At 45.3% G+C, this 12,797-nt stretch carries 12 protein-coding genes and 1 pseudogene; 8 read left to right on the top strand and 5 right to left on the bottom strand.

What is annotated here, in order from left to right; all coding sequences use genetic code 11:
• The 3 genes and pseudogenes from QUB56_RS29355 to QUB56_RS29365 all read right to left on the bottom strand — a co-directional run.
• Positions 1-1,043 (bottom strand): annotated as a pseudogene (locus tag QUB56_RS29355) (WD40 repeat domain-containing protein); the annotation flags it as partial.
• Position 1,044: 1 nt separating this feature from the next.
• Complete coding sequence (locus QUB56_RS29360) at positions 1,045-2,535, bottom strand: WD40 repeat domain-containing protein (RefSeq protein ID WP_332959844.1); 1,491 nt, start codon at positions 2,533-2,535, stop codon at positions 1,045-1,047.
• Between the two features lies 1 nt (position 2,536).
• A complete protein-coding gene (locus QUB56_RS29365; RefSeq protein WP_332959845.1) occupies positions 2,537-3,979 on the bottom strand; it encodes an AAA family ATPase in 1,443 nt (480 codons plus the stop codon).
• 293 nt (positions 3,980-4,272) lie between these two features.
• Here QUB56_RS29365 and QUB56_RS29370 point away from each other — a divergent pair, with 293 nt between their 5' ends.
• The 3 genes from QUB56_RS29370 to QUB56_RS29380 all read left to right on the top strand — a co-directional run bounded on the left by QUB56_RS29370 (position 4,273) and on the right by QUB56_RS29380 (position 6,526).
• Positions 4,273-4,899, top strand: a complete 627-nt coding sequence (locus QUB56_RS29370) for an ATP-binding protein (protein WP_332959846.1) — start codon at positions 4,273-4,275, stop codon at positions 4,897-4,899.
• Positions 4,900-5,103: 204 nt separating this feature from the next.
• Positions 5,104-5,733, top strand: coding sequence for an ATP-binding protein (locus QUB56_RS29375; protein ID WP_332959848.1), 630 nt, complete (start codon positions 5,104-5,106; stop codon positions 5,731-5,733).
• Between the two features lie 52 nt (positions 5,734-5,785).
• Positions 5,786-6,526, top strand: a complete 741-nt coding sequence (locus QUB56_RS29380) for a response regulator transcription factor (protein ID WP_332959849.1) — start codon at positions 5,786-5,788, stop codon at positions 6,524-6,526.
• Between the two features lie 336 nt (positions 6,527-6,862).
• Here the strand turns inward: QUB56_RS29380 and QUB56_RS29385 are convergent, their stop codons facing one another.
• Positions 6,863-7,825: a glycosyltransferase family 9 protein gene (locus QUB56_RS29385; RefSeq protein ID WP_332959879.1), complete on the bottom strand. Its 963-nt coding sequence runs from the start codon at positions 7,823-7,825 to the stop codon at positions 6,863-6,865.
• A 169-nt stretch (positions 7,826-7,994) separates the two neighbouring features.
• Between QUB56_RS29385 and ispD the strand changes: the two genes are divergently transcribed.
• Positions 7,995-8,690, top strand: a complete 696-nt coding sequence (gene ispD, locus QUB56_RS29390; RefSeq protein ID WP_332959850.1) for a 2-C-methyl-D-erythritol 4-phosphate cytidylyltransferase — start codon at positions 7,995-7,997, stop codon at positions 8,688-8,690.
• Between the two features lie 170 nt (positions 8,691-8,860).
• Here ispD and QUB56_RS29395 read toward each other — a convergent pair whose 3' ends face one another.
• The gene (locus QUB56_RS29395) at positions 8,861-9,793 is read right to left on the bottom strand and encodes a LysR family transcriptional regulator (protein WP_332959852.1); all 933 of its coding nucleotides are present in this window, start codon (positions 9,791-9,793) and stop codon (positions 8,861-8,863) included.
• A 261-nt stretch (positions 9,794-10,054) separates the two neighbouring features.
• Between QUB56_RS29395 and QUB56_RS29400 the strand changes: the two genes are divergently transcribed.
• The 4 genes from QUB56_RS29400 (at position 10,055) to QUB56_RS29415 (ending at position 12,613) form a co-directional block, all read left to right on the top strand.
• Positions 10,055-10,372: a hypothetical protein gene (locus QUB56_RS29400; RefSeq protein ID WP_332959853.1), complete on the top strand. Its 318-nt coding sequence runs from the start codon at positions 10,055-10,057 to the stop codon at positions 10,370-10,372.
• Between the two features lie 151 nt (positions 10,373-10,523).
• Complete coding sequence (locus QUB56_RS29405; RefSeq protein WP_332959854.1) at positions 10,524-10,811, top strand: hypothetical protein; 288 nt, start codon at positions 10,524-10,526, stop codon at positions 10,809-10,811.
• Between the two features lie 185 nt (positions 10,812-10,996).
• Positions 10,997-12,061: a tetratricopeptide repeat protein gene (locus QUB56_RS29410; protein ID WP_332959856.1), complete on the top strand. Its 1,065-nt coding sequence runs from the start codon at positions 10,997-10,999 to the stop codon at positions 12,059-12,061.
• A gap of 42 nt (positions 12,062-12,103) precedes the next feature.
• Positions 12,104-12,613: an N-acetyltransferase gene (locus QUB56_RS29415; protein ID WP_332959857.1), complete on the top strand. Its 510-nt coding sequence runs from the start codon at positions 12,104-12,106 to the stop codon at positions 12,611-12,613.
• Positions 12,614-12,797 lie beyond the last annotated feature (184 nt).

A 12,797-nucleotide genomic window follows, 5' to 3' on the forward strand; every position in this document is an offset into this window, starting at 1 on the left:
GAACCAGAAATCGCCCGCTTGCCATCCTCCGTGACGGCTACTGCATATACCGAACTGGTGTGACCATTGAGAGTAAACTGTTCCTTTCGAGTTGTTAAATCCCAGACTTTAAGGGTTTTATCATCTGAACCAGAAATCGCCCGCTTGCCATCCTCCGTGACGGCTACTGCATATACCGAACTGGTGTGACCATTGAGAGTAAAGTGTTCCTTTCGAGTTGTTAAATCCCAGACTTTGAGGGTTTTGTCTCTTGAACCAGAAATCGCCCGCTTGCCATCCTCCGTGACGGCTACTGCATATACTGAGTCGCTGTGACCTTTGAGAGTAAACAGTTCCTTTCGAGTTGTTAAATCCCAGACTTTGAGGGTTTTGTCATCTGAACCAGAAATAGCGCGCTTACCATCAGCAGTGACGGCTACTGCATTTACCCAGTCGCTGTGACCTTTGAGAGTAAACTCTTCTTTTCCAGTTGTTAAATCCCAGACTTTGAGGGTTTTGTCTCCTGAACCAGAAATCGCCCGCTTGCCATCCTCCGTGACGGCTACTGCATTTACCGAGTTGCTGTGACCTTCGAGGGTGCGTAGTAGTCCCCTGCGAGGCGGAGTTAAACAAGCTGTCAAAGGACGCAACCAAGGTGCTGCTTTCCACTGTTTGGCTACCTCCAGCATTGCCTGAATCTCGGGCATTTCAAAGTACAGTAAGCGCCCTAACAATTGTTCCGCCAGTTTGGTTTTATCTCGATCCAAAATATCGGCTGACATCCACAGTACCCTTTGAATCAAGTTCAGGGCTTTCGCTTTTTCTGGGTTGTACTCTCGGTGAGTTACTGCTTCTGAATCGTCTACTAAATTAAAATCATCAATCAGTGCCTGTACTCCAAACTCAGGATGCTGAATCTTTGCCATCAGGAAGTTAAAATCAGTCAGTCTTTGATAATACTTTTCTAAATTCCCTGACTTGACATAATTTGGCAGTAAACTGCCCAGATAAGCACGTTGATAGAAAAGTGGTTTGGCCGCTAACTTGTCAGCAAATTCTCCCATCTCACGCCATCCCCTTTTCTAAATACTCAGCAATCCCTTCTAGTCGCAGGAAATATACGCGGCCGGATTCGTCGCCTGCCACAATTGTGACTCCATCGGGTGCAATTGCGCAACAGGCGATCGGGCTTTCACCCGTGAAACTAGCAATGACATTTCCACTCGACAAATCCCAGACTTTGAGAGTATTGTCAGCTGAACCAGAAATCGCTCGCTTGCCATCAGCAGTGACGGCTACTATATTTACCGAGTCGTTGTGATGTTTGAGAGTAAACAGTTCGGTTCCAGTTGTTAAATCCCAGACTTTGAGAGTATTGTCATCTGAACCAGAAATCGCTCGCTTGCCATCAGCAGTGACGGCTACTATATTTACCAAGTCGCTGTGACCATTGAGAGTAAACAGTTCGTTTCCAGTTGTTAAATCCCAGACTTTGAGAGTATTGTCATCTGAACCAGAAATCGCTCGCTTGCCATCAGCAGTGACGGCTACTATATTTACCAAGTCGCTGTGACCATTGAGAGTAAACAGTTCGTTTCCTGTTGTTAAATTCCAGACTTTGAGGGTTTTGTCCGATGAACAAGAAAGCGCCCGCGTGCCATCAGCAGTGACGGCTACTGCATATACTGAATTGCTGTGACCTTTGAGAGTAAACTGTTCATCTCCAGTGGTTAAATCCCAGACTTTGAGGGTGTTGTCCAAAGAACCAGAAATTGCCCGCGTGTCATCAGCAGTGACGGCTACTGCTTTTACTGAGTTGCTGTGACCTTTGAGAGTAAACTGTTCCTTTCGAGTTGTTAAATCCCAGACTTTGAGGGTGTTGTCGGATGAACCAGAGATCGCCCGCGTGTCATCAGCAGTGACAGCTACTGCTTTTACTGAGTCGTTGTGACCTTTGAGAGTAAAGTGTTCCTTTCCAGTTGTTAAATCCCAGACTTTGATGGTGGTGTCCGATGAACCAGAAATCGCCCGCTTGCCATCGTCCGTGACAACGACTGCTTTTACCAATTCGCTGTGACCTGTGACGGTGCGTAGCAATCCCCTGTGAGGGGGAGTTAAACAGGCTGTCAAAGGACGCAACCAAGGTGCTGCTTTCCACTGCTTTGCTACCTCCAGCATTGCCTGAATCTCTGGAATTTCAAAGTACAGTAAGCGGCCTAACAATTGCCCTGCCAGTTGCGTCTTATCTCGCTCCCAAATATCGGCTGACATCCACAGTACCGCTTGAATCGAGTTCAGCGCTTCTTTAACTTTTTCTGGGTTGTATTGTGGGTGACTTAATGCTGCTGAAGCGTCAACCAAATTAAAATCATCAATCAGTGCCTGCACCCCAAATTCAGGATGCTGAATCTTTGCCATCAGGAAGTTAAAATCAGTCAGTGTTTGATAATACTTTTCTAAATTCCCTGACTTGACATAATTTGGTAGTAAACTTCCCAGATAAGCACGCTGATAGAAAAGTGGTTTGGCAGCTAACTGTCTAGCAAATTCTCCCATCTCACGCCATCCCCTCTTCTAAATACTCAGCAATCCGTTGATTTACTTCTTTAAAAATCTTCCGCTTTGAATCCATCTCCCGTTTGCCTTTCAGAAAGTCAAGGAAACTAGCATGATAGATGGTGTAGCACATTTCTCCGTCTACATCCTGCTTTTTCAAATACTCAACCCACTTATCTTCTAAAACCTTTCCCACATCGCATTCATCCATCTTGGCAATTCCAGCAATCATCTCGCAGGGAATCGGCGTGCCAATCTCTAGTAAAATATACAATACCTTCTCCATCAATTGTCCTGGCTTAGCTTCCATCCCCATCCGCACCCAATGGCTTTGATAATACTGTCGCAGCCCATCTGGCAATTGCTTTAAACTCAGGTCATTGTAATCGCCCTTAGCAATTGCGGGCAAAACATACCGCAAATACATAAAATTGTTTTCGCTCTTTTTTGCCACTTGTTCGACAAAATCTGTCTCGGCAATGCTGCGGCTTTGAATCCAGTTTTTCAGTCCATTTTGATAGTCAGAATCGGTATTGATAACAAAGCGAATATATTCTTTGATATCCTCCTGATTATCATTAACATACTTGTTATCTCTTAAATCTAGCTCTTTTACCGGAACTCCCGGAGATACGGTCAGCCGCCTTTGACCGAGATTATAGGGTCGCCTCGTCAGCAGGAAATATACGTTATCGGGCAGAGTTGTCGGTAAATGTAAAAGATTTTCTCCCGGTTCTTGTTCGACTTCATCCAGTGCATCAATTGCAATTACCAAACGATCGCCCGCCGTGAGTTTTCCCGCCACCTTTGCCAGTAATGTCGGTAAATCGGCGTCTTCTGAATTTGGCAATTGATAGCGGTCTATTAATTGCCGGCGAATGCTCTTCAAAAACAATTCTGGTCTGTTGCGGCGTTCGACGAGAATATTGAAATAGCAGGGAGATTTATGTTCAGAGACGTATTTGGCAACGATCGAGCTTTTGCCCATTCCCGCATCCCCGACGATCGTAAAATAACCGTGAGGATTTTCGGTGATAAATTGCTGAAAAGTATTAAAAACAAATTCGCGACCGCAAAACCTCCGAATTTTTTCTTCTATTAACGATCTAAATTCTTCAGGGTAGGGAGATGAGTTAGGATCTGGGGTGGCAACTACTGGTTCGGGTTGTTGATAATACTTCTCTTTTAATTTTGTACACAAAATATCCAATTTGCCTGCACCCTTTTGGTCAAGAAGTTGAGGAAAACTTTTTCCAAATTTCCTGTAAATCTGTCCCATCCGCTGGCTTACAGTAGCTTCAGCTATGCTGAATTTTATTGAAAGCTGTGCCTGATTTAATGGAAAATTATCAGGAGAGAAGAGTGCTGCTAATAATGTGTCGGTTTGTTCCATCGATAATCCATGTATCCCAGATTCGCGTCTAAGGAATTCTTGCCAATCCATCTAGGTTAACTCCTAATTTAACTTTATTACAACTTACGCGTCATGCACTTAAATCATCCTGAGCCTTGCCAACGAGCTCTGAGACGGCTGGGATGCTTCGCAGTCCTGAGCTTTGCGACGGATAGGGACTCTGCATGACAGTAGTTTAATTATACCTTGAGTATACTTTGATTATACCGACCTCTAATAGACCTAAGTTTATACCTCTGGCCAACTTCACTCCATTAAAGTGATGCGATGATTTGATCGGAAGCACAAAAGCAATTTTTGATAAACATTAGAGGTCACTAGAAATGAATCTTAACTTATTCGGAAACTCACACCCAGACGAAGATTATAGTAAAATGGATGAAATTCCGTCACTTGGCATAGGTATAAAAATTATTAGCCAAATTGCCGATGAGCTTAGTTATACCCACACTTCTGACCGTCGAAACTGTCTGTTAATTGTCAAATATTTTGAGCCTGTACTACCTCACCCTAGCACTCAAGCTGATTGTTTTAAGCGAGCAACCGATACTTTAAACATTTTCAACTGGCTTAAAGAGCAAAAAACTAGCCAATCCGATCGCAGTTCTAACCAGCCACTGCAAAAAATTACTCTTCAGCTCAATAGTGATATTGCCACTGTCACTCAAGTTTTATGGTGGGTCGAACAGTTAGAGAATCTACCACTTCCCCAAGAAGTTTTGCAGCTTTGTAAACTTGCGACGGTGGAGGGGTTTATCAATGCTATTCACCACCACAAAAATATGCCATCAAATACTCCGATAGATCTGGCGATCGCAGTTTTTAACGAACGCATAGAAATTCAAATTTGGGATTGGGGCAAGCCTCTTAATTTCCCAAGTCAAGTTAAAGTTGACCAATCGCAATCAAAAGATACGTTCGGTTTGAAAGAGCTAGAATTTATGTTTTAGCAAAGATGACTATATCTGCAAATCATTCTTTAATTAGTTCTGCATGACTGGGCTCGATAGGTTTTAATCTCCGACCCGATATGCCCTAATTTTTAGGGATATCGGAAATTAAAACTCACATTTTCTGGTCTACATTCTCCCTTTTTGCCTCAGTAGGATATCTGTAGAAACAAAAAAGCTCAATATTTATCAGAGAAAACCGTTATGAACTCTAACTTAGAAAATTCGCAGGGTGACGAAGATTTTATCGAAATCGATCAAATAGGCAAAATAGGTATAAAACTTATTGGCAAAATTGCCGATGAGCTAAGTTATACCCGCACGTCTGCCGGTCGAAACTGTCTGTTAATTGTCAAATATTTTCAGCCCGGTCTAGTACCACCCCAACCTAGCTTTGAAGCTAGTATTTTTAAGCGTGCGATCGACCTTTTACATAGCTTTAACTGGCTTCAAGAGCAACGAAATTCCCAATCCGAGCCAAGTTATAACCAGCCACTTCACAAAATTAAGCTTCAAGTAAATAGCGAACTCGAGGCGGTTACTCAAGTTTTATGGTGGGTCGAGCAGTTAGAGCTTCTAGACATTCCCGAAACAGTTTTGCAGCTTTGTAAACTTGCTGCGTGCGAGGGGTTTACGAATGCTGTTCGCCACGCCCACAAAAATCTGTCAGTGGAAACTCCGAAAATCGAGCTGGCGCTCGCAGTATTTAACCAACGCCTAGAGATCGAAATATGGGATTGGGGAAAGCCTTTTGACCTCAAGACTAAGCTGAAAGAAGAATTGCCTGAAAAAACTCTGTTTAATTGGAACGACTTGAGCTTTACTCTTCACTAAAGCTGTTCTGAAATTGCCACTTCCCTTGACAACAGAAAGGAACTTTTTTGTGATGATTGCTGATACTACTCCCAAGATTCTCGTTGTTGATGATGACCCATCCATCCGCAGTCTAGTTCATCGTTTTTTAACTCAGAAGTATCAAGTAGATTCGGCAGCAGATGGCGAGACGGCTTTAGCATTGTTTGAGAAATTAAAGCCTGTGCTAGTAATCCTCGATTGGAATTTGCCGGATACTACAGGCTATCACCTCTGCCTGGAAATGCAGCGCCGTACTAATGTTTTTGCGATCGTCCTAAGCAGCCGCACCGACGAAGCTGATAAACTTAAAGTCCTGTCCGCAGGTGCTGATGACTATATCTGCAAACCATTTGGCCTGGCAGAGTTGGCAATTCGCATAGAAGTTGTGTTGAGACGCATGAGGTGTGTCACTTCATCACGTATTGTATTCGATCGGTTCGCGATCGATTCAGCGTCTCGCGAAGCAACACTCAACGATCGCATTATCAAGTTAACACCCTTAGAATTTAATATCTTGTATTTTTTGGCAAGTCATCCCGGTCAATCTTGCAGTCGCCAACAGCTAATCGAAAAAATCTGGGGGTGGAACTGCCACGACACAGGAGAAGACCAACTTATTAGGGTACATATCGCTCAGATTCGCAAGAAAATGATTCAAACTGATGCTACTGGGTCGCAGTTTATTAAAACAATTCGGGGTTACGGTTACAGGTTCGAGCCGCCCGTTAGCGAAGCCCTCGAAGAGGATCGCACTGCAAGGGCAATTTACTAAGCTCATAGGCATTAACCACTTTATAAAAGTATAATTTAGAGCTTTATTACTTGATAAAAATAGGTAAAAACCGATGGTGACAGTTGAGGGTGCCGAATCTGGGTTGCAGCAGATAATGGATGATTTGGAAGACTAACATCGAGTTTGAGATCCCCCACTTCTTTCCTCGTCCCCCGGCTATCTCTAGGGACGCAGACAAGCGAGGCAGAGCCTCCTGTGAAGCGCACACAAGCAGCGAGGCAGAGCCTCTAGATAGGGGTTCCCAGGCAGAGCCTGGAAACCAGCTAAATTGTAGGGACACGGCACTGTCGCGTCCTGACTTAGATATCCTAGTTCTTAGCCGCCCCAAACCTTCTTTAAAACCTCTTGAGGAGAGATATCTGCCATTTTGCCAGTAGGAGATTTAATGCCCAAAAATCGATCGCTCTTTGGCAGCAATTTCGCCGGTTCAGTCGGACCGAACAAAGCAATTGTATAAGTTTGAACCGCCACAGCTAAGTGCATCGGCGCACTGTCAGTACATATCATCAAATTAGCAGCAGCAATAGTCGCCGCCAACTTGCCGACATCATCCGGCGAGATAACTTTTACATTCGGACATAACTCCACCAACTTTGTTACGAAGTCTTCATCCTCCGGGCCTTTCACAACAACAACCGGCAAATTCGGCTGGCGCTGCTGACAGTCTTGGATGATTTGCTTCCAGTTGTCTGTAGGGTAAATTTTGTCAATACCTTTAGACAAAGCTAGCTGACTCGAACCGCCGTGAATTAGAATGTAACCGCTTTCTTTTACCCCCAACCGCTGCTGTTCGGCTTCCGCCCACTGAATGTCCTGTTTAGGTACATTAATTGCGATCGGCCCACAAGCATTTTTAATGTTAAATCCTTGCAGCAAATCGTGGTACATTGAAGCCGCGTACTGTTCAGTTTTGAGCGGTACGGCAGCGGTGAGAAATCGAGCGCCGCCTGTTCCCGAATAGCCAACTCTCTGCGGAATGCCCGTCAGCCACAGCAGCAGCCCTACAGTCCACCGCTGGCCTAAGGAAATAACTGCATCGTATTCGCGATCGCGAATTACGCCCAGTAAATTGCCCAAATCTGCCATAGCGTTGCGGTCTTTGAAATTGTACGTCAAAACTTCTTTGACGGACTTGCAGACTCGGTAAGCGCCCTTCGCCCTCGGTTCCACAATGACATCAATTTGCGCCTCTGGATAAGACTGCTTGAGGTCATCGAGGGTGGGGAAAAATAAAATTTGGTCGCCAATCCCGCCTGGGACAAGTGCTAGTATTCGCATCATAAACGATCGGCTATTATCTATCGAAGTAGCTCTGTGCGATCGGCCTTCAGCTATCAGCTTATAGTATGTCTAGACATTAAAAGCTACTGGCTGACAGCTAAACAACTGACCCAAAAGTACAGGACGCTCTTAATATATACCTAGTTGGGTTAAGAACGGTTAGTTAATGCACTTATTAATTCCTGCAGCGGGTTCGGGGCGACGGATGGGGAGTCAGCGGAACAAACTGCTGCTGACTTTGCTGGGAAAACCTTTGCTGAGTTGGACTTTGGCGGCTGCTGAAGCTTCGCGGCACATTAGCTGGATTGGCATCATGGGTCAGCCAGACGATTTTCCTGATTTTCAAGCAATTCTGAGCGATTTATCTTTGGTCATGCCCGTGGAACTGATTAAAGGAGGCGCCACCAGGCAAGAGTCAGTTTACAACGGTTTGCAGGCTTTGCCACCAAATGCCGATCGAGTCTTGATTCACGACGGCGCCAGGTGTTTGGCAACTGCTGAATTGTTCGATCGATCTGCACAGGCCCTCTTAAGCTGTCCGGGCTTGATAGTCGCCGTCCCCGTCAAGGATACGATTAAAGTCGTAGATGAGCGTCGGATCGTGCGAGACACCCCAGACAGACGCAATTTGTGGGCAGCCCAGACTCCCCAAGGATTTGAAGTGAAATTGTTAAAGCAGTGTCACCAAAAAGGGCGACAGAAAAGTTGGGAAGTTACCGACGATGCAGCTTTGTTTGAAAAATGCGGTTTACCAGTGCAAATTGTCGAGGGGGAAGAGACGAACTTAAAAGTCACCACCCCCGTTGATTTAGCACTAGCGGAATTTATTTTGCGGCAAAGAACAGTAGCAGTTGACAGTTGACTGATGTTATTGGTTATTGGTAATTATGAGTTAAGATTTTTTTTAACCGCAGATGAACGCAGATAAACGCAGATACAATCCCATCCGCGTTCATCTGTGTTCATCCGCTGATATCTGCGGTTAAAATATCCCAATCCAACCAATAACCAATAACAACTTACTTACGTTTATCATGAAGGATTAATCGGAAACTCGCCCTCACTATCAACCTCTGCCGCACCTTTAACTGCATCCAAAAACGCAAACACGGCCGGAACTAACAGCGCATCCCTCAAAACAGCCACCCCAATTACCCTTTCAAAAGCCACAGGTAAACTGCAAACTTTCACCTCAGCAGGTATCGGTTCCGCCGCCAAACGGGGAAGAATTGCTGCACCCAAACCTTGCATCACCATGCTGACAATAGTTGAATCTTCGCTGAGTTCGTAAGCGATATTTAAGGGAAACCCCAAAGTTATTAAATATTTGCGAAGCGGTACAGAACAAGGATTTTCTGCAGGCTGCATAATCAGCGGATAAGCCGCTAATTCTTTCCAGGTAATCTTATCGCTTGACAATTTGGCAGTTGGCGGCAGCAACACAACATATTTATCCCGCAAAATTTCTCTAGTTTCAAATTCATCGGAGATGGGAAGGGAAACAAAGCCGATGTCTGCTTTGCCCGATCGCAAAGCCTCTTCCACAGCTTGGGTATAATAAACTTCGGCAATGCTGACCGCAATTTTGGGAAAGCAACTGCGAAATTTAGCAATAATACCCGGTAGGATATGAGTTGCGACACTCCGAAAAGTAACTATCCGTACCTGGCCTCCCTGCAAACCTTTTTCTAAATCCGCTTCTTTGACCATCATTTCTAAAGCGCGGGCTATTTGACGCCCGTGAAGCAGCACCCTTTCCCCCACCGGCGTCAGTTGAGCACCGTGTCTCCCCCGGTGGAACAGTTGCACTCCCAATTCTGTTTCTAAACAGGCGATGGCGTGGCTGACTGCTGACTGGGACAGTTCCAATTGCAAAGCCGCCCCGCTAAAGTTTTCACAGTCTGCTACTGCTATCAAAGCCTGAATTTGAGAGAGTTTCATCCGCCGCGTATTGATTTCGTTCATAGCGTTTGTGCCAGTTCCAAATTGTCACAAGGCCTTAGATCGATCTATCGATTTTATTCATACAATCTATGCAAGCAATGCTTTGATTGTCAATGGCCGCCGAGTTAAGGTTAATTTATCAGGTAACAGATAGACTTTAACAAAACTTGCACGACACCAATATTGTGCAGTAATTGCACTGAAAATATGGCTGTTTTAAGCTGTAATTTCTAATTTTACTGGCGCAAGTTTTGTAGAAATTATAACTTGAAGGTGCTGGCTATGTCTACTTGCAGAAATCAGCTCTATACCCCAAAAATAAAAGTTGTTTCGATTGCCGATCGAGCTAAACCATCGGAAAAGCAGAAAAAGCGATGGCCCGGAGTCCTCGCCCCTGCTGCGGTCTTTTGGGCGATTAATCAAATTGGGCAGTTTTTCCTCTCCGTCGTTGCTGGTGAGGACGATTTGAGAATTTGGCAGACATCAGATCGCGACGGTAACACTTGGTGGCACGGTTGCGATCGAGCTACAGGTCGCTCTACCTGTGTGGCAACTGAGGATGAAATGCGCGCTTGGGTCGATCGGCGTTACTGCCAATAGTCGATTGTCGGTGGTGTGAGGGCGGGTTTATTTAGGTTGTTTGAAATTGGTGAGCCCGCTCTTACAAAATTTGGCAAATGCAAAGATTTCAGTGATGAGGCAATAATTGTGAATTTTTGATTTTTGAAGATTTAATTTCAAAGGAGATACTATGCTTCAAAAAATTTCCGAGTTAGCAGCGCCCGTTAGCGGAGCCCTCGAAGAGGATCGCATTATTCTGATGGAAAACGAGGTGTACAGATTGCCTCAAACTCATCGAGAAATTCAAGTTTTGTCAGGAATTGCTTGGATCACGATTGACCAACAGGATATCATCTTGCAAAGCCATGAAAAAGCATCGCTTCCACCCAGCAAAAACTTTGCTGTCATATCCGCTCTCAACAATATGCCGCTGATTCTGGCAGTCTGGCAAGACAAAAACCAAGCCCTGCCATTTTAGATTTTTAGATTTGGGATTGAAGAATTGGGAATAACTGATTGTGTAGGGGTTTGGAGCACGGGCCTACAGTTGCCTTCTTTTTTGAAACTGGTATCGGAACCTAGCGATTGAGAAAAAATTCGGCAGGAACATCCGAAAAAGTTCTATCTTAAGAGTTATCACTTAGCTATTGGAGGACTCGATCGGTGCACAGCCGCTCTTACCACTTCAGCTATCTCGCAGCTATAAGTATTGTCTTATCGCCCGCACTCAGCTTGCTGGCAATTTCAGACGCTCGGGCTTATGCCCCAATTATCAATGCCAGGCGCGCCCAAGCGATCGATCTGGCTCAGGCAACAGACTCCAAAACGCAAGCAGACAAACTCTTTGAAACAGGAGTAAAACAGCACCGCGAGGGTTTGTTTCGAGAAGCAATCCAGACTTTTGAGCAAGTTTTGGCAGCTCGCAAGCAACTAGGCGACAAACCCGGAATCGGAGAAACCCTTAATAATATGGGGGAAGTTTACGCCGAAATGGGTTCGCAGCCAAAAGCTTTGGAAGTTTTGCGGCAAGCTTTAGTGATTCACCGAGAAATCGGCCAAGGATCTCGTATCGCGCGCACTCTCAATCTCATCGGTTTCGTCAACCGAATTGCGGACAATTTTTCCCAAGCGATGAAACTGCACCAAGAAGCTTTGGAACTTGCCAAAACTGCCAACGACCAAATTGAAATTGGAGAATCCCTCCACAACATCGCGGCCGTGTACGCAGAACAGGCAGATTACGCCAAGGCGATCGAATTTTACCAGCAAGCGCGCACGATTCGCACGCGCCAAGGCGAGCGGCGCGATTTAGGCCGTACCCTCAATAACATGGGCGGCGTCTACTACAACATCGGCGACTTTAATAGAGCGATGGAATTTTACCACCAAGCTTTAGCAATTCGGCGGGAAATTGGAGACAGGGCTGGCGTCGGCCGCCTCCTCAACAACATGGCACTTACCTCTCGCAAACTCGGTAAAGATACTCAAGCGCTGATCTATTTTCAGCAAGCGATACCAATGTTAGAAGCAATCGGCGACAAGACAAGTATCGGACGCTTGCTCAACAATATGGGCGCAATTCATGAAAGTCTCGGTCAATATGCTAAAGCTCTCGAATCCTACGAGCGAGCTTTAAAAATGGCTCGTGAGGGCGGTGACCAAGCCGGAGAAACTACAGCGATGGAGGGCATTAAGCGATTGTCTTCCGGTCGGCTTGTGCCGCAATAATTCCTGTTAGTCCGCACCACTATCAATCAATCAATGTAAGCTATGGATATCCGTACCGAAAAGCCAGAAGATTTAGAAGCAGTTCGCAACCTGAATATTGTGGCATTCGGGCGGGAAAATGAGGCTAACTTAGTCGATCGCTTGCGTGGAAGTGGATCTACATTTTCATTCGTGGCCGTGCAATCCGATCGCATTGTCGGACACCTTTTCTTCAGTTTGGTTACCGTTGAAGGGAAATGTTCTAAAAATTTGTCGATTCTGGGGTTGGCACCAGTGGCAGTTCTTCCCAACTATCAGCGACAAGCTATAGGAACGCGGATGATCCGGCAGGGTTTAAAAGAGTGCGGGCGAGCGGGAGTTCAGGCAGTGGTTGTGCTTGGTCATCCAGATTTCTATTCGCGTTTTGGGTTCATTCCTGCTAGTAGGAAGAGCTTGGGATGTGAATATGATGTGCCCGATGAAGCTTTTATGGTGTTGGAGTTAGAAAGTGGAGCTTTGCAGGATTGCAGCGGAACGGTGAAGTATCGATCGGAGTTTAGTCTATGCGAGTGACAAGCGAATTTCAAAGGTGGTACCCGCCACGTGATTTATCCGTGGAATCAATCCAAAATCGAAACTCGAAAATCCTCAAGAAAGAGCATTTATCCGTGGGGTCAATCTAAAATCTAAAATCTAAAATCTAAAATCGATTGACTTGCGCGGCGGTTTTTCTTATTATGTATCGGACCACCAACAT

The organism is Microcoleus sp. AR_TQ3_B6 (assembly GCF_036702785.1).
Taxonomy (GTDB): Bacteria; Cyanobacteriota; Cyanobacteriia; order Cyanobacteriales; family Microcoleaceae; genus Microcoleus.